At 43.7% G+C, this 16,902-nt stretch carries 8 protein-coding genes; 6 read left to right on the top strand and 2 right to left on the bottom strand.

Going from position 1 to position 16,902, the window contains the following annotated elements:
- A partial coding sequence (locus QUA01_RS25820) for a beta strand repeat-containing protein (protein WP_333133261.1) occupies window positions 1–3,626 on the bottom strand: 3,626 nt, incomplete at its 3' end.
- Window positions 3,627–4,838: 1,212 nt separating this feature from the next.
- Between QUA01_RS25820 and QUA01_RS25825 the strand changes: the two genes are divergently transcribed.
- From QUA01_RS25825 to atpC, 3 genes are all read left to right on the top strand, one after another.
- Complete coding sequence (locus QUA01_RS25825; protein WP_333093359.1) at window positions 4,839–5,639, top strand: PEP-CTERM sorting domain-containing protein; 801 nt, start codon at window positions 4,839–4,841, stop codon at window positions 5,637–5,639.
- A 125-nt stretch (window positions 5,640–5,764) separates the two neighbouring features.
- A complete protein-coding gene (gene atpD, locus QUA01_RS25830) occupies window positions 5,765–7,222 on the top strand; it encodes a F0F1 ATP synthase subunit beta (RefSeq protein ID WP_333093360.1) in 1,458 nt (485 codons plus the stop codon).
- Between the two features lie 184 nt (window positions 7,223–7,406).
- Window positions 7,407–7,814: an ATP synthase F1 subunit epsilon gene (gene atpC / locus QUA01_RS25835; RefSeq protein WP_194070332.1), complete on the top strand. Its 408-nt coding sequence runs from the start codon at window positions 7,407–7,409 to the stop codon at window positions 7,812–7,814.
- 94 nt (window positions 7,815–7,908) lie between these two features.
- On the opposite strand, the gene QUA01_RS25840 is transcribed toward atpC, so the two are convergent.
- The gene (locus tag QUA01_RS25840; protein WP_333093361.1) at window positions 7,909–8,208 is read right to left on the bottom strand and encodes a DUF7734 family protein; all 300 of its coding nucleotides are present in this window, start codon (window positions 8,206–8,208) and stop codon (window positions 7,909–7,911) included.
- 279 nt (window positions 8,209–8,487) lie between these two features.
- Between QUA01_RS25840 and QUA01_RS25845 the strand changes: the two genes are divergently transcribed.
- The 3 genes from QUA01_RS25845 to QUA01_RS25855 all read left to right on the top strand — a co-directional run bounded on the left by QUA01_RS25845 (window position 8,488) and on the right by QUA01_RS25855 (window position 16,600).
- Window positions 8,488–9,456 (top strand): aliphatic sulfonate ABC transporter substrate-binding protein, encoded by a 969-nt coding sequence (locus QUA01_RS25845; protein WP_333093362.1) that lies wholly within the window; start codon window positions 8,488–8,490, stop codon window positions 9,454–9,456.
- A 115-nt stretch (window positions 9,457–9,571) separates the two neighbouring features.
- Window positions 9,572–12,847 (top strand): response regulator, encoded by a 3,276-nt coding sequence (locus QUA01_RS25850; RefSeq protein ID WP_333093363.1) that lies wholly within the window; start codon window positions 9,572–9,574, stop codon window positions 12,845–12,847.
- A gap of 357 nt (window positions 12,848–13,204) precedes the next feature.
- Window positions 13,205–16,600, top strand: a complete 3,396-nt coding sequence (locus QUA01_RS25855; protein ID WP_333093364.1) for an ATP-binding protein — start codon at window positions 13,205–13,207, stop codon at window positions 16,598–16,600.
- Window positions 16,601–16,902 lie beyond the last annotated feature (302 nt).

Raw genomic sequence — 16,902 nt, forward strand, 5'->3', positions numbered from 1 at the left:
GGATTAGTGGCAATTGTGACAGCATCTCCATAAGTTTGACTGCCGATGGTAGCGACATTGCCTTTTAGTTCAGTTGTGCCGCCAGTGTTGGTGGTTAAACTCGCGGCATTGACGGCATTAAATGTAGTGGTTGCTGTACTGTTGGCGTTGATGTTTTGTAATGGTGTAATACTACCAATTGCGCCTGTAAATGTGACGTTGCCTGCACCTGCATTGACTAATAAAGTTTCAGTGTTGGCTGTAGTGCCATCAAGGGTGCTATTAAAGGCGAGATTGCCGCTGCTGGTAGTTCCTGATGTTGTCAGGGTAATAGTTGGTTGAGTGAGGATAACGGGTGATTGGAAAGTAATATTGCCACCACTACCTGCGGTGGCTGAGGCATCAATATCGCCGCTAATTGTCGTATTGTTTGTACCAGAATTGAAGGTAATCTGGCCAGCGGTGCTGCTGCTAGAAGTTGAAGTGGTATTAGACTCAAGAAAGCCTGTTGTAATTCCCCCTGGCGCAGTTAAGGCAATCGGCCCTCCATTTCCTGAAATGGAAGAGGAATACACATTTCCACCAGTGGTGTTAATTGCGCCTGTTCCTCCGGTGACAGATAGGGTAATATTTCCTGCCGTACCTGTGCCTGATGAAAAGGAATTGGTGCCTCCAGTGGTAATGTTACCACCACCAGTTGAGAAGGCGATCGCTCCCCCATTTCCTGCATTGGAAGTGGCATCTACCAGTCCCGCAGTAGTGTTGATTGCGCCTGTTCCTCCGGCAACAGAAAGGGTAATGTTCCCTCCATTACCTACACCGGAGGAACCGGTAATCAGATCGCCATTAGTAATGTTACCATTAGCAGTTGAAATGGCGATCGCTCCCCCATTTCCTGAAGTGGAAGTGGCATCCACATTTCCAGGAGTAGTGTCGATCGCGCCTGGTCCTCCGGCAGTGAGGGTGATGTTACCTCCCGTACCTGCACCTGATGAGGAAGAATTCATAACACCAGTAGTAATATTACTACCAGCAGTTGAAATGGCGATCGCACCTCCATTTCCGGCCACAGAAGTGGAATAGATATCTCCAACACTGGTATTGATAGAACCATTTCCGCCGGTGACAGAGAGGAGGATGTTTCCTGCATTACCTGCACCTGATGCTGCAAATGACCATATACTACCAGTGGAAATGTTACCACCACCAGTAGTTGAGAGGGCGATCGCTCCCCCATTGTTTGCAGAGGAATTTGAATGCAGATATCCGGTGTTAATGGAACCTGTACCTCCAGTAACAGAGAAGGTGATATTCCCTCCCGTACCTGTACCTGATGTAAAGGCATTCGCATTTCCACTAGAAATGTTACCACCAGCAGTTGAAATCGCGATCGCTCCAGCATTTCCTAACTGAGAAGAGGAATCAAGAAGTGTACCGGCAGTGGTATTAATTGCACCGGTTCCTCCGGTGACAGAAATGGTGATATTTCCTCCATTACCTGTATTGGGGGAATAGGAAATTACATCAGCAGTGGTAATGTTACCACCACCAGCAGTTGAAAGGGCGATCGCACCCCCAGTTCCTAAAGAGGAACTGGAATTCAGAAAACCAGCACTGGTGTTGATGTCACCATTTCCTGCAGCAATAGAGAGGGTAATATTTCCTCCTCCTCCGCCCGTACTGGAATTCAGATTGCCAGTAGTAATGTTACCCCCAACAGTTGAGAGAGCGATCGCTCCCCCTGCTCCTCCTACGGAGTAACGGGAATCCAAAGTTCCACCACTGGTGTTAATGAAACCTGTACCTCCAGTAACAGAGAGGGTAATATTACCTCCCGTACCTATAAAACCGCTGCCATTGGAATTCAGATTGCCAGTAATAATGTTGCCACCAGAAGTTGAGAGGGCGATCGCTCCCGCCTGTGATGATGGTAAACTGGACTTCAGAGTGCTGGCAGAAGTGTTGATATCACCCCCACTGGTGAGGGTAATATTGCCGCCGTCAGTGGAAAGGTTGGCATTGACTGATATTGCATTACTAGCATTCAATGCGATCGCCCCATTCCCAGAATTGGTAATAGGTTGATTGACAGTAATATTGTTATTCGCTTGCAATGTTAGGGAAAAACCGCTATTCCAAGTAATAGAATCGAATACTGTAATCGTCCCTCCCAGAGGGGGACCACCAAAGAATGAGTTTGTCGTCACAATTACATTACCTGAACCCAACTGTGTCTGCAAAACGTTGCGATCTAAAATCGAAGTTCCTAAACTCCCGTTATCTTGAAATGGGCTAGTTGCACTCATTGAAGCACTGCTGGCTGCATTCCTAATTTCAATATCCGTTGGATCTAATAGTAATGTACCGGTTATACCGTTAGGGGCTCGCAAGTCAGCAAAACCTTGATAATCTAAATAATTTTTACCACTAACTTCTGCAAAACCGCCATTACCTGAATTAATGCCGCCTCGTGCAGAAATGTTACCAAAAAAGCGAGTAGTTTCATCTGCCCAAACTATTACTCGTCCGCCATTACCGTCAAGCAAAGCATCGGCATTAATAATAGCATCATTGCTCACATAAGTTCTTAGAGCATTGGGTACAGTCCCCAAACCCTGATAATCTCCACCAATCAGTACATTACCTGCGCCGTTAATCCCAGAAGCATCGATATTGCCAGCAATAACTCCTACTTTGTCGCCTAAAATATTTACAGTACCGCCAGTGTTACCAGAAACATTGACATTACCAGAGGCGATCGCAGTTCCCGCAGTTACCGGCACTGCAACATTCGCCGTCAACACAACTTCCCCATTAGGATTTACCGTCAAACCCGTTGCCTGTGCCACACCTTTTCCAGTCAGCAACTCCGGCAAAGATAACACCGGTTGCGTCCAATTGTTCGGCAGCGAACTTTGAGTTGCTGTCGGCTGAATATCCAAGCTCAATAAATTTCCAGCTTGACTAATTCGCACCAAATTGTTACCAGGTACAGCGCTGATGAGAATATTGCCGCTAGGCGCAGTTAGCTGACCGGTATTGACAACCGTCCCGCCGATCAAACTTAAACTTTGACCTGGTGCCACCGTCAAATTGCCTGCATTAACAATGCTTCCCCCTGGGAAATTTGTAAACGCAAAACTATTCGGCATCCCAATTAAAGTTGCCCAATTGTTATTGCCGATCGCACTAAACCACTGATTGTTCCCAAAACCAATCCCTGTCGCCGTAGTAGCATTAAAAGATCCCGGCACGTTGAGGCTGGCATTTGGCCCGAAAATCATGCCCGCAGGATTCATCAAAAATAAATTGGAATTGCCGCCCGTAACTTGAATTAAGCCATTGATTAAAGAAGGATTTCCCCCAGTAATCCGCCCCAGAATATTTTGAATATTGGGATTAGTCAGAAAGTTAGCCGTTTGACCTTCGCTGAGGCCAAACTGAGTAAAACTGTGAAAAAGATTAGCCTTATTTCCGCTGAAAGACCCCCCGGAAATGTCGTAGCGGTTGCCGTTGGGAGTAACAACTGTGTTAGTACCATCCGGTGCCGGGGTGATGGGTTGCGCGTTTGCCGAACCCATAGCCCCGGCACTCAGCCAGCCAACAATGAATAACCATCCGAGCAAATGTAGTTTGTTGGTTGTCATTGTGCTTAAATATTTTGTTTAAAGTGCGATCGTATTTATCAATAGTCCATACACTTTTAAATCACCAACGGTAGAAGGCGAGTGAGAGCTTCCTCACTCGGTAAAATTTTAACGGTAGAATGTAGCTTTGGGTCGCTGTACCAAAAACTGTGCGGACTATCGATCTATATCTCCTATTTTTACTACTAAAAACTACTCATGTCAATAGGATAGCAATATTTTTTATTCTCTAATAATTATAATAGGAAAGAATGTATGTATTTAATTACTAGAATTTACGTAGAAACAGTTTTTTAATAGCACTCAGAAACCTGTAATAAAACTGGGTTTTATTGTTTCCGCTTTCACTACTTCTATGACAGCCCACAAAAACAGATACCGTGTCATGTACTCCTGTCTTGGAAAGCTCAAAATTTTAGATTCAAGTTCAAACTCCTAGATTCATCTGCCTTTGTAAATCTCAAACTTGTACGCTCGCGACTTGTACGCTCGCGAAGTCGAAGTAAGTCGAAGCATCTCAAATCGAAAAATGGAAAATCGACACACGCCATTACCTTAAAAAACCGGGTTGATGCGTTCGGGACTCCTGGTAAAAATACGAAGCAGAATCCGATAATTAGGAGTAAAAAATCACTCAGTATATTAAGCAAAAATACGCAAGTATCGATCGCCTGTAACCGCCACTTGCTGAAAGCAGCAAAAAACACGCTCCAATCCCTACTCGCAGTCGCCTCCCCACTCTTCTGCACACCTTATAACAGCTTGCATCCCGCTTCGAGCGCTGGTCGAACAGCCGAGCTTCGATCGTAAACTTTATATTTTTTTGATTGACTTTACCAAAACTTTATAAAGCTTACATCAAAAATACAGAATATTTTTGATGTAACCTAATATTTGCAAGTATTACAGTTAGTTTTAGAGTCTTGCGGATCAAAATAAATGTAGTAGGTTGGAAATGGAGATGCGATTAAAATCTTGCTGTTATAGATTCAAGTGTGGCACCCTAGTGTCAGTGAAAACTCTTAGAATTACAAACACTGATTTAATATCAGGACACACCTAAGTGATATCAGTCTGTAGAGTCACTGCTGTAAAGTTTCGCAGCTATGGCCATCGTCCTAAATATCGCATAAGGGGCGATCGTCTCTTCCCCATCACGGGAAAAGTGCGTTTCCCGCCTTACTACCTAACAACATTGGAGGAATCAGGGTTATGACTACCTTAACGCTAGTCAAAAAAACATCTTTTACCATCGCCAGCTTGGCAACCACAATCTTGCTCAGCATCTGCACGCCCGTCCAAGCTTTCATGTTTGGCACAAATGGCATCCAATTCGATGAAGATACAAGCATAAACTTTACCTTCAACGAATCACACGGCAGTTACCAGTCCAACTTGTGGGTAGCCCAAGCTCAGTCAGGAAACACAGGATACACCAACATCGCCAAACTGTTTTACGAGCTTCAACCCTCAGATAACGGCGCAGCCGATGAATCGAAGGGAAGCTTCGGCAACGCTGTCACATCTGACAACGGCTCCATCACCCAAACCTTCAAATTTTTGGGAAATCAAACTTATGCCCTGCTGCTGTGGAGTGACAGCGGCACCGGCAAACCATTAGAGCAGTATGTCTCCTCAAGCACCTTCATGAACAGCCCCGACTGGTTTGCTGCCAACACCCAGTTTCGGAGAGATGACTGTGTGCTGACGGGTTGTCAACAAGCGGTATTTGGCGACTTTAAGCTCGACTACAACTCCAGCGACTCATTTGCCAACGTCAACGGCGGTAAAGGCCCAGAGCAATATTCATTGCTGACATTGGCCCAACTGGTTCAGGGCGCAAAAATCTCCTTCGACGATGCTGGAGGAGGAAACGACGCTGACTTCCAAGACTTCATCATTTCAGCCGAGGTAGCTCCCGAACCAGTCACGATGTTCGGCACTATACTGGGGCTCGGGGCTTTGGCTGCGGCTCGCGGGAAAAAAAAGCGACAGCAGCAACCAGAAAAATGACTTTTAACCAGCCCAGACAAATCTAAATAGTGAGTCTGTTCAGTGGTACTGTGAGAAATAGCATTTCTAAATGTTAAGACTTTTTCCACAATGGGAAAAATAGCATCCTAACAAAGGCACTATTCATGGTATCCACCGCAACAAAAACGAACGTAGGCTACATCACCCAAATCATCGGGCCAGTTGTAGACGTCAAATTCCCAGGCGGCAAACTGCCCCAAATCTATAACGCTATTACGATCGCCGGCAAAAACGAAGCAGGTCAAGACATTTCTGTTACCTGCGAAGTTCAGCAACTGCTCGGAGACAGCCAAGTGCGTGCAGTTTCCATGAGTACCACCGACGGCTTAATGCGCGGTATGGAAGTAATAGATACCGGGGAAGCGATCCAAGTTCCAGTCGGACTCCCAACTCTCGGCCGCATTTTTAATGTCATCGGCGAACCCGTAGACAACCTCGGCCCGGTCAATACTTCCGAAAGTATGCCCATTCACCGCCAGCCGCCGGCTTTCACCGAACTGGAAACCAAACCTTCGGTGTTTGAAACTGGGATCAAGGTCATCGACCTCCTGGCTCCCTACCGTCGTGGTGGCAAAATCGGTTTGTTCGGCGGCGCAGGCGTTGGCAAAACCGTGATCATGATGGAACTCGTGAACAACATCGCTAAGGCTCACGGCGGCGTGTCCGTGTTTGGCGGTGTGGGCGAGCGTACCCGTGAAGGTAATGACCTTTACAAGGAAATGATCGAGTCTGGGGTTATTGACGAAAAAGACCGCAGCAAGTCGAAAATTGCCCTAGTATACGGTCAAATGAACGAGCCTCCCGGTGCTCGGATGCGCGTGGGTCTGTCGGCTCTAGCGATGGCCGAATACTTCCGCGATGTCAGCAAGCAAGACGTGCTGTTGTTCATTGACAATATCTTCCGGTTCGTGCAAGCGGGCTCTGAGGTATCGGCTCTTTTGGGTCGGATGCCTTCGGCTGTGGGATATCAGCCGACTCTCGGTACAGACATGGGCGACTTGCAAGAACGGATTACTTCGACTACCGAAGGTTCGATTACTTCGGTTCAAGCTGTGTACGTACCTGCGGATGACTTCACTGATCCAGCGCCGGCTACGACTTTTGCTCACTTGGACGCTACAACTTTGTTGTCTCGCGGTTTGGCTGCCAAGGGTATTTATCCGGCTGTCGATCCGCTGGAGTCTACCTCCACAATGTTGCAAGTTAGCATTGTAGGCGAAGAACACTATGGTGTGGCGCGTCAGGTGCAGTCTATTCTGCAACGCTACAAGGAATTGCAAGATATTATTGCGATTTTGGGTTTGGACGAGCTGTCGGAAGATGACCGCTTGACTGTTTCTCGCGCTCGCAAAATTGAACGGTTCTTGTCTCAACCGTTCTTTGTGGCGGAAGTGTTCACCGGTTCCCCCGGTAAGTACGTCAAGCTGGCTGATACCATTAAGGGCTTCCAAATGATTTTGGCTGGCGAACTTGATGAGCTGCCGGAACAAGCTTTCTATTTGGTTGGCGATATCAATGAGGCGATCGCCAAAGCTGAAAAAATGAAAGCTGAGGCTAAGTAATTTTAGTCATCAGTCAGTAGTCATTAGTCAGTTGTCATTAGTCAAGTAGTCAGTAGTCAGTAGTTATTTGTTATTTGTTATTGGTTATTGGTAACAACTGACAACTGGCAACTGGCAACTGACAACTGGCAACTGACAACTGACAACTGACAACTGCCAACTGCCAACTGACAACTGATACTTTATGACATTAACTGTGCGCGTAGTGGCCCCAGACAAAACTGTTTGGGATTCTAATGCTGAAGAAGTAATTTTGCCTAGTACCACAGGCCAATTGGGTATTTTGAGCGGTCACGCTCCGATGTTGACTGCTTTGGATACCGGAGTGATGCGCGTCCGTCCCGGTAAGGAATGGGTGTCTATTGCTCTGATGGGCGGCTTTGCAGAAATCCAAGAAAACCAGGTTACTATTCTGGTCAATGGCGCTGAAAAAGGCGAAACGATCGACAAAGAAGATGCTCGCAAGGCTTACACCGAAGCAGAAGCTCGTTTGGAAAAGTCGGCTAGCGGCAATTTGCAAGAGCAAATTCAAGCTAAGCAAGCAATCAAACGCGCGCGAGCTCGTTTCCAAGCTGCCGGCGGTACGCTTTAGCGATCGCGCGCGGGTAGGAACACGGCTTTTGTAGTAGGGACACAACAATGTTGTGTCCCTGCTGTTTTTCTAAGTTTTTTCCCTGCGGCCAGAGCTAAACTCCAGCCTCTAACAATAGCGATTGCATTGTTTCCCAAGATAACCCTTGCTGAAGATAGCGGGGGTTATTTGGATTGTACGGACTCTCCACGCGATCGACACTCACAATTTTTGCTTCCTCCGGTAAAACAGGAACCTCTGGATCGAAAGCAGTCGATCGCACCAAGGAGCTAGAAAAGCCTTTAAAAATAGCAATTTCGTCGAATTCGCCGTCAATTTCGACCTTGACAATTAAAACTTCATCAGATCTTTTTACCGTGTACTGTTCCAAGCGGCGATCCCTAGAGTCAGCCATAGCACCTATCACTTTAAACAAATTAGCTATAATATAGCTTAATTTTGCGGCTAATTTCAGGGACACACCGCCAAAATTTTATTTTTAACTAGACATTTTTTAACAGCCGGAAGTAAGCAGACACAATATAAATAGGATTTAAAAAAACGAGATTTTTTTTATCCTGCCAAACTACTTATACGATAGTTTATGATCCACACAAAGACTAAAATTCAACTATCATATTTCAGTAAAAAACATCTTAAAGGGTGCTTTTCTTGGGGATATTCACTGCTATTTGTGCTAGTTGTTTGCTTGACTTTAACTGTGGCAAGTTGCAAGTCAGAAGTCATAAATAACTCTACAGCCAAAACCCAAAATGCACCTTCAAACTTAACAAAAGTTGTCAGAATCGGGCATCAGCGTTTCGGAGCGCTGTTTTATCTCAAAGCTAAAGGCTCTTTGGAAACCCGTTTAGCAGAAATTGGGTGGTCTGTAGAATGGACGGAATTTGCCGCAGGGCCGCCAATTTTAGCAGCAATAGGAAAAGGAAACATCGATCTCGGTTATGCAGGAGTTGCGCCACCAATTTTTGCTCAATCAGACGGCGTACCTTTTGTTTATATTGCTAATGATTCAGCTTTACCGGGAAGCATTGGGATCGTAGTTCCTCAAGATTCTCCTATTCGGACTTTGGCGGATCTCAAAGGTAAGAAAATAGCAGCAACTAAGAAAACGGCCGGTCACTATTTGTTAATTCGGGCCTTAACTCAAGGCGGTTTGCAGTTAAAAGATGCCGAATTTGTCGATTTGCTGCCGGCAAAAGCTCGGGAAGCATTTGTGAGGGGCGAGGTTGATGCTTGGGCGATTTGGCAGCCGTTTCTCGCTCAGTTACAGGAAACTATGCCTGTTAATTTCTTGACAGATAGCGACGGGCTAATCAATGACAGAAACTTCTATTTGGCAAGTCGCTCTTTTGCTAGCGACTTTCCCGATATTGTTAAAATAGTTATGGGAGAAACGCGAAAAATGGCTGTTTGGATAACTAGGAATCCCGAACGAGCAGCGAGATTTATCAGCGCTCGAAGGGGAATAAAAAGAACAACAGCTAGAATACTAACTCAAAGTCGGAGCTACGATTTGCTGCCAATTCAAGACAGCGCTGTTGAAGAACAGCAGCGGATTTCTGAGATTTTCTTTCGCTTGGGACTACTTCCCGATCGCATTTGGATTGAAGATGCTATCTGGAAACAAAGATTAGATCTATAAAACCAGAAGTTAGGCAAAGGTATCGATAAATCAAAGGCGGCGATTTATCAAGTATGAAAAATGAAATTAGGTGTATCCTATAGAGTGAGTTCAAACTGTTAACTGGCAAAATCAAATGTCCTCAATTGCCAATCAACTGCGTTACGGTTTTGTCTCGATTGTTGTAGCTAGCGTATTGATGGCGGGAAGTACGTTAGCTTACCTCAGCTTTCGGGAACAGATAAAACAGACAAAACAACTTCAGTTCGAGCGATCGCAAGCTGCTGCTGTCCAAATTAGCGCTTATCTGGATAACTTGCAGCGCCAACTCAATTATTTGTCAGAATTGCGCGGTTTAACAGAATTTAATGCTGAAACTCAGCGCAGTCTTCTCGAAGGATTGGTGAACAGCAACAGCGCCTACGAAGTTGCGGGGATTTTTAACAGTCAAGGTCAAGTCGTACAGGCAATTTCGCCTTACGAACCATTTTCTATTTCTAGCTTGAGTTTAGCAGGTATTTCGGCAGATTCACCGATATTTTGGCGTACATTTAGGCAGGGTCAAAATTATGTTAGTCCAGTAGATGTCGATTTCAAAACAGCCGTAAATGTTGTTAATTTATCAGTCCCAATTCGCGACAGTAAAAATAGAATTGCTGGAGTATTATTTGCCAGAGTTAGTCTAAATTTTTTAACTCAAATTGTTTCCCGATCGCAAGTAGGAAAAACGGGATATAGCTATGTTTTGGATAACAGATCGGTGGTGATTTCGGAAACGGGAAGCAAGATTAATCCGTATTTACTGGAAGATTTGAGCGGGCGATCGTTTGTGGGAAAGTTATTCAAATTAGCTTTGGCTTCGGGGATGCAATCTCCGATAGTTTATCGAGGCTGGCGTGGGGAAGAAGTCATGGGCACGGGGGCGATCGTCCGCCAGGTGCAGTGGATGGTGGTGGTAGAGCTACCTACAGCCGAAGCTTATGCTCCCCTGCGATCGCTCGTAGCCGTCATGGGTGCAGTTACAATCGCCAGCGCCCTCGCCGCTGCGGGCTTGGGAGTTGCTTTTGCTCGATCGATCGCAAATCCCTTGAAAGCCCTCACATCCGCAGCTACTAAAATGACTAGCGGAATGTTGGAAACTCGGGTAGATATTGTGGCATCTAACGAACTAGGAAAATTAGCTGATGCTTTCAACATCATGGCAAGTCAATTGCAAGTATCTTTCACAAAACTAGAGGATCAAAATGCCCAATTGCAGCGACTAGATCAATTAAAAGACGAATTTTTAGCCAACACTTCTCACGAACTCCGCACTCCACTTAACGGCATTATCGGTTTAACAGAATCTTTAATCGACGGCGCTACAGGACAATTGCCACAACCAACTATTTCCAATCTAGAAATTATTGCATCTAGCGGTAGAAGACTGTCCAATCTCATCAACGACATTCTTGATTTCTCGAAGCTGAGACACAAAAACATTGAACTGCAAATAAAGCCCGTCGGCATCCGAGAAATTGTCGATATCGTAATGACTCTTTCTCAACCGCTAATTGGTACAAAAAACTTGCAGTTGATTAATTCAGTAAATCCCGACATTCCCCTAGTGGATGCCGATGAAAATCGGGTGCAACAAATTCTGTATAACTTAATCGGAAATGCGATTAAATTTACCGACACTGGTACTGTAGAAATTTCGGCAAATGCCATATCTTTGAATTTGCCAGATTTTTTTGAGCTAGAAAGTTCAGTAACTAGCCAGCTTCAATCTTTAATTGTCAGGTCAAAACTGCAAATTACTGTATCGGATAGCGGGATTGGCATTGCTGAAGATAAATTAGAAAGCATTTTTGAACTTTTTGAACAAGCAGACGGTTCCACTGCTAGAGAATACGGAGGAAGCGGTTTAGGTTTGGCAATTACCAAGAAGTTAGTCGAGCTGCACGGCGGCGAAATTAACGTATCTTCAGAACTAGGTATTGGTTCGCAGTTTACCTTTAGTTTGCCAGTTTCTCAAAATCAGTATATCGATAACCAGCAGTTGCCAGATACGGTGCTGGAGTGTTGGGTTTCCACAACTAACGAGCGCACTTTAATCACAAATGAAGCGGCAGAAATAACTTTTAATAATAACAGTTGCATCGAGGAGCGATGCCAGCAAGAAAACAGTTTAGTGAAAATCTTGATTGTAGATGACGAACCTGTGAATATTCAGGTATTGGTTAACAATTTACTTCGGGAAAACTATGCCATCGCCGAAGCTAGCAGCGGTAAAGAAGCTTTAGCTCTTGTAGACACAGGCTACAAGCCAGATTTAATCTTGCTAGATATCATGATGCCGCGGATGACTGGTTACGAAGTTTGCGAGAAAATACGGGAGAAATTCACGGCGATCGAAGTGCCAATCGTGATGCTAACAGCCCAAAATCAAGTATCTGATTTAGTGCAAGGTTTCAATGCAGGAGCAAATGATTTTTTAACTAAACCGTTTGTCAAAAATGAATTGTTAGCCAGAATTAAAACTCATATCCGTCTGGCAAAAATCAATGCAGCTTACGGTAGATTTGTCCCCCACGATTTTCTTCGTTTCTTGGGACACGAAAGTATTATTGATGTCGAACTAGGCGATCAAATTCAGAAGGAAATGACTGTTTTGTTTTCTGATATTCGCTCTTTTACGACTATCTCCGAAGCGATGACTCCCCAAGAAAATTTTAATTTTATCAACAGCTACCTCAGCCGAGTGAGTCCGGTTATTCGCGCTCACCAAGGTTTTATTGATAAATATATCGGCGATGCGATTATGGCGCTATTTCCTGAGTCTGCAGATGATGCTGTTCGGGCGGCGGTGGAAATGCAGAAACAAGTGATTATTTATAACCAGCACCGACAACTAAGCAATTACGCACCGATCGCGATCGGCATCGGTTTGCACGCGGGCACTTTAATGCTGGGTACGATTGGCGAGCAAGAACGGATGGAAAGTACGGTGATTGCTGATGCGGTGAATCTCGCTTCTCGTTTGGAAGGATTGACTAAGGTTTACGGCTCGGGAATTCTAGTTACTGAGTCAATTTTAGAGCGTTTGGGCGATCGAGAACAATATATGTACCGATTTGTCGATCGCGTCACAGTCAAAGGTAAAAAATCTGTCGTTGCGGTGTTTGAAATTTATGACGCAGAAACACAACATAGTATTGAACTAAAACAAGAAACTGCGGCCGCTTTTGAAAAAGGTTTGGAGCTTTATTTTGAGCAAAATTTTACTAAAGCCCAAAAATTATTTAAGAAGATTTGCGAAACAAATCCTCAAGATAAGTTAGCAGCAATCTACTGCCAGCGTTCTCTCAAAAATCGGATGTATGGAGTGCCAGAAGGATGGTCGGGGATAGAAGCTTTGGATGAAAAGTAGTAAAAGTATCATTAAGCTGAGGGCAGAAATTTTTATATTTTTATCTGGTTTTTTGTACCGGGTCTCGGTCATAATACATTCAGGTCAAAGTATTCGGATATAAAATTGGGAATTTTCCTGGAAGATAGGCTTTTAGCGGTGCTTTTGACTTCAAACTCGAATCTCCTGCTGAAAGCTATGTGAGAAATCAACTGGGTTAATCTGAAAAGTCACAGGTTTGACAACTATTCAGGAATACACCAAGAATCTGTCGTTCGTTGCGTAACTTTTATTCAAGTACAGAATAGTTTACAATACTTAATAGCGAAGCAGATTCCCTCCGATTATTAACTGTGTCTTTCAAGCTAAATTAATATTATGTCAACTCTTTATATCAAGCACTTAATTGCCAAAATTTCAGGAAAATCGACCCTGCAAACTGTGCTGATAGTTCCGTTTGTCTTGCAAGTATTTGCAGCGGTGGGAATTGTCGGATATTTATCATTTAAGAACTCTCAAAGAGCAGTAAACGACCTTGCCGATCAGTTGATGGGGGAGGTGAGCAATCGCATTGAGCAAAATTTGGTAACTTATTTACAAACTCCCCACCAAATGAATCAAAGCAAGCTGGATGCGGTGAAACTGGGTTTTGTTAATATGCAAGATTTGTCAGCTTGGGAAAAGTATCTGTGGCGGCAAGTACAGTTGTATCCTTATATTAATTTTACGTCGATCGCCAATCGAGATGGAGAATACCGCACTGGCGAAAAGACATCGGATGGAACTTTATTGATTAACGCATCCGGGCCCTCTACAAATTTTGTTTTTTATTCCTACAATACTAATGATTCGGGCGATCGCACGACAGTAGTAGCCAACGTCAAAAACTTCGACATCCGACAGCATCCTTCCTACACCTATGCGGCTCTAACAGCAAAATCAACTTGGAGTTCAGTTTATATATCCTTCCTAGAACCCACATTGATCCTTAGCGCTTTGCAACCAGTTTATAACAGCCAGAAAGAGCTAGAAGGAGTATTAATTGCTGCTTTGCGTATCGACAGTATCGGTCAATTTTTAAACAGCCTCAAAATAGGTAAATCCGGTCAAACTTTTATTATCGAAAGAAACGGTACGCTGCTGGCAACTTCCACACCGGAACAACCTTTCCGCACCCAAAACGGTAAAAAAGAACTGTTTAAAGTCACAGAAAGCAGCGATCCAGTCACACAAAATACAGCTAAATATTTAGAAACACACTTTCAAAACTTGCGCCAAATCACCAAATCGCAGCAACTAAGTTTTGAAATAAACGGCAAGCCACAATTTTTAAAAGTCCTACCATTCCAAGACGGCAAAAGTTTAGATTGGCTGATTGTCGTCGTAGTTCCCGAAGCTGACTTTATGGAACAAATTCATGCCGGAAACAGAACTACAATATTGCTATGTCTGGCCGCATTAGTGATGACTACTATGATAGGATTTATCACTTCTCGGTGGATTAGCCAACCTATTTTAAAATTAAAAGATGCAGCAATAGCGTTGTCTGAAGGACAATTTGACAAAACTGTCAAGCTCGATCGTGCCGACGAGTTAGGCATACTTGCCGCTGCTTTTAACAGCATGGCGGCACAACTACAAGCATCCTTTACAGCCTTAGAAACTAAAAATAGCGAATTAGAGCGACTGGACAAACTGAAAGACGAATTCTTAGCAAATACTTCCCACGAACTCCGCACTCCACTCAACGGCATTATTGGGATTGCAGAATCTTTAATAGACGGTGCTACCGGAAAACTCCCAGACTCAACAAATTTTAACTTAGGTTTGATTTCAGCTTCGGGAAAAAGATTGTCTACCTTAATTAACGATATTTTAGATTTTTCTCAGCTAAAACACAAAACCATAGAACTACAAATTAAATCCGTTGGTGTGAGAGAAATAGTCTCTGTAATTATTACCTTATCTCAGCCCTTAGCAAATCAAAAAAACTTACAGTTGATTAATTCAATCGATCCCGAATTGCCGCCCATAGCAGCCGACGAAAATCGGTTAGAGCAAATCCTTTACAACTTAATCGGCAATGCGATTAAATTTACCGAAAATGGCACAGTTGAAATTTCAGCAGAATTAGTAAATTGCAACGAACAATCACTGCTTAATTCCCAATTAGCCATTACTGTATCCGACACCGGCATTGGCATCCCCGAAGATAAATTAGAGCGAATTTTTGAATCCTTTGAACAAGCTGATGGTTCCACTGCTAGAGAATATGGCGGCACTGGTTTAGGGTTAGCTGTGGCCAAGCAATTAGTAGAATTGCACGGAGGTACAATTTCCGTATCTTCCACTGTAGGCATCGGTTCCCAATTTATCTTTACTTTGCCTGTATCTGAAACTCAGCCGGAATTTAGCAGCAAACAGCCGCCTTTAACCCAGGAATCTCGCATTTTAACAACTCCTGAATTAGCCCAGCAATCATCTATCATAAATTCTGGCTTGTCAGCCAATAGCAACTTCCCAGAAAACCAAAGAATAAAAATTTTGGTAGTCGATGATGAACCCATTAATATTCAGGTTATAACTAATAATCTTTCTTTAGAAAACTACGCCATCACTCAAGCTAGCAACGGCTTAGAAGCCTTAAATCTGATTGAATCAGGATTTAAGCCAGACTTAATTTTACTGGACGTAATGATGCCGCAGATGACTGGTTATGAAGTGTGCAGAGAAGTTCGCAAAAAATACTCGCCTTTAGAAATGCCGATTCTGATGCTGACAGCAAAAAATCAAACTGCCGACTTGGTAGAAGCTTTTAATTTAGAAGCCAATGATTATGTAACTAAACCTTTTATCAAAAAGGAGTTGTTGGCGAGAATTAATACGCAAATTCGTTTGGCAAAGCTGAATGCAGCTTACGGCAGGTTTGTGCCACAAGATTTTCTGAGTTTGCTGGAAAAACCGAGTATTATTGAAGTAAAATTAGGCGACAATCAGGAAAGAGATATGACAGTGCTGTTTGCTGATATTCGCTCGTTTACGTCGCTTTCAGAAATGATGACACCGCCAGAAAATTTTGCATTTATTAATAGTTATTTAGGAAAAGTTAGCCCTGCAATTAGGAGAAATAATGGGTTTATTGACAAATATATTGGAGATGCCGTCATGGCTTTGTTTTCTACATCTCCTGACGATGGTATACGAGCAGCAATTGATATGCAAGAAGAAGTGAATATTTTTAACCAGGAGCGCGAAAAAAATGGCTTGTTTCCGATCGCGATCGGCATTGGTTTGCACGCGGGAAATTTGATGCTGGGTACAATTGGCGAGCGAGAACGGATGGAAAGTACGGTGATTGCTGATGCGGTGAATCTCGCGTCTCGTTTGGAAGGATTGACTAAGATTTATGGCGCAAGAATTCTAGTTAGTGGTGCAATTATTGCTCGCCTAGAGGAGCCTGAAAAATATAAGTACCGATTTGTCGATCGCGTAACGGTGAAAGGAAAAACCAATGCTGTGTCAGTGTTTGAAATTTATGATACAGAAACAGAGAAAAGCATTGTACTCAAGCAGCAAACTGCGGATTTTTTTCAAGAAGCTCTCAATTTTTACTACCAGCAAAAATTTGTTGCTGCCCAAAAAATATTTGAGAATATTTTACAAATTAATCCTGACGATCGGGTAGCAATGCTGTATTTTAAACGCTCTCGCAAATATCGAATGTATGGAGCGCCGGATGGGTGGTCTGGGGTGGAAATTTCGAGGGAAAAATAGGGTGTTTTTTGACGGAAGAAGTTATTGGTTATTAGTTGTTGGTTGTTGGTTATTAGTTGTTAGTTGTTGGTTGTTAGTTGTTAGTTGTTGGTTGTTAGTTGTTAGTTGTTGGTTGTTAGTGGTTAGTTGTTGGTTGTTAGTGGTTAGTTGTTGGTTGTTAGTGGTTAGTTGTTGGTTGTTAGTGCTGTCCCCGCCGAGCTTTCCGTCCAATGTCATCAGGAAGAAGGAAGAAGGCTATAAGGGCTTCGCTTAGGGTGAAAAGAAGGAAGAGGGTAGAGGACAGACTTGATTCAACATTCCTC

This window comes from Microcoleus sp. S36a_B3, from assembly GCF_036700745.1.
Classification (GTDB): Bacteria; Cyanobacteriota; Cyanobacteriia; order Cyanobacteriales; family Microcoleaceae; genus Microcoleus.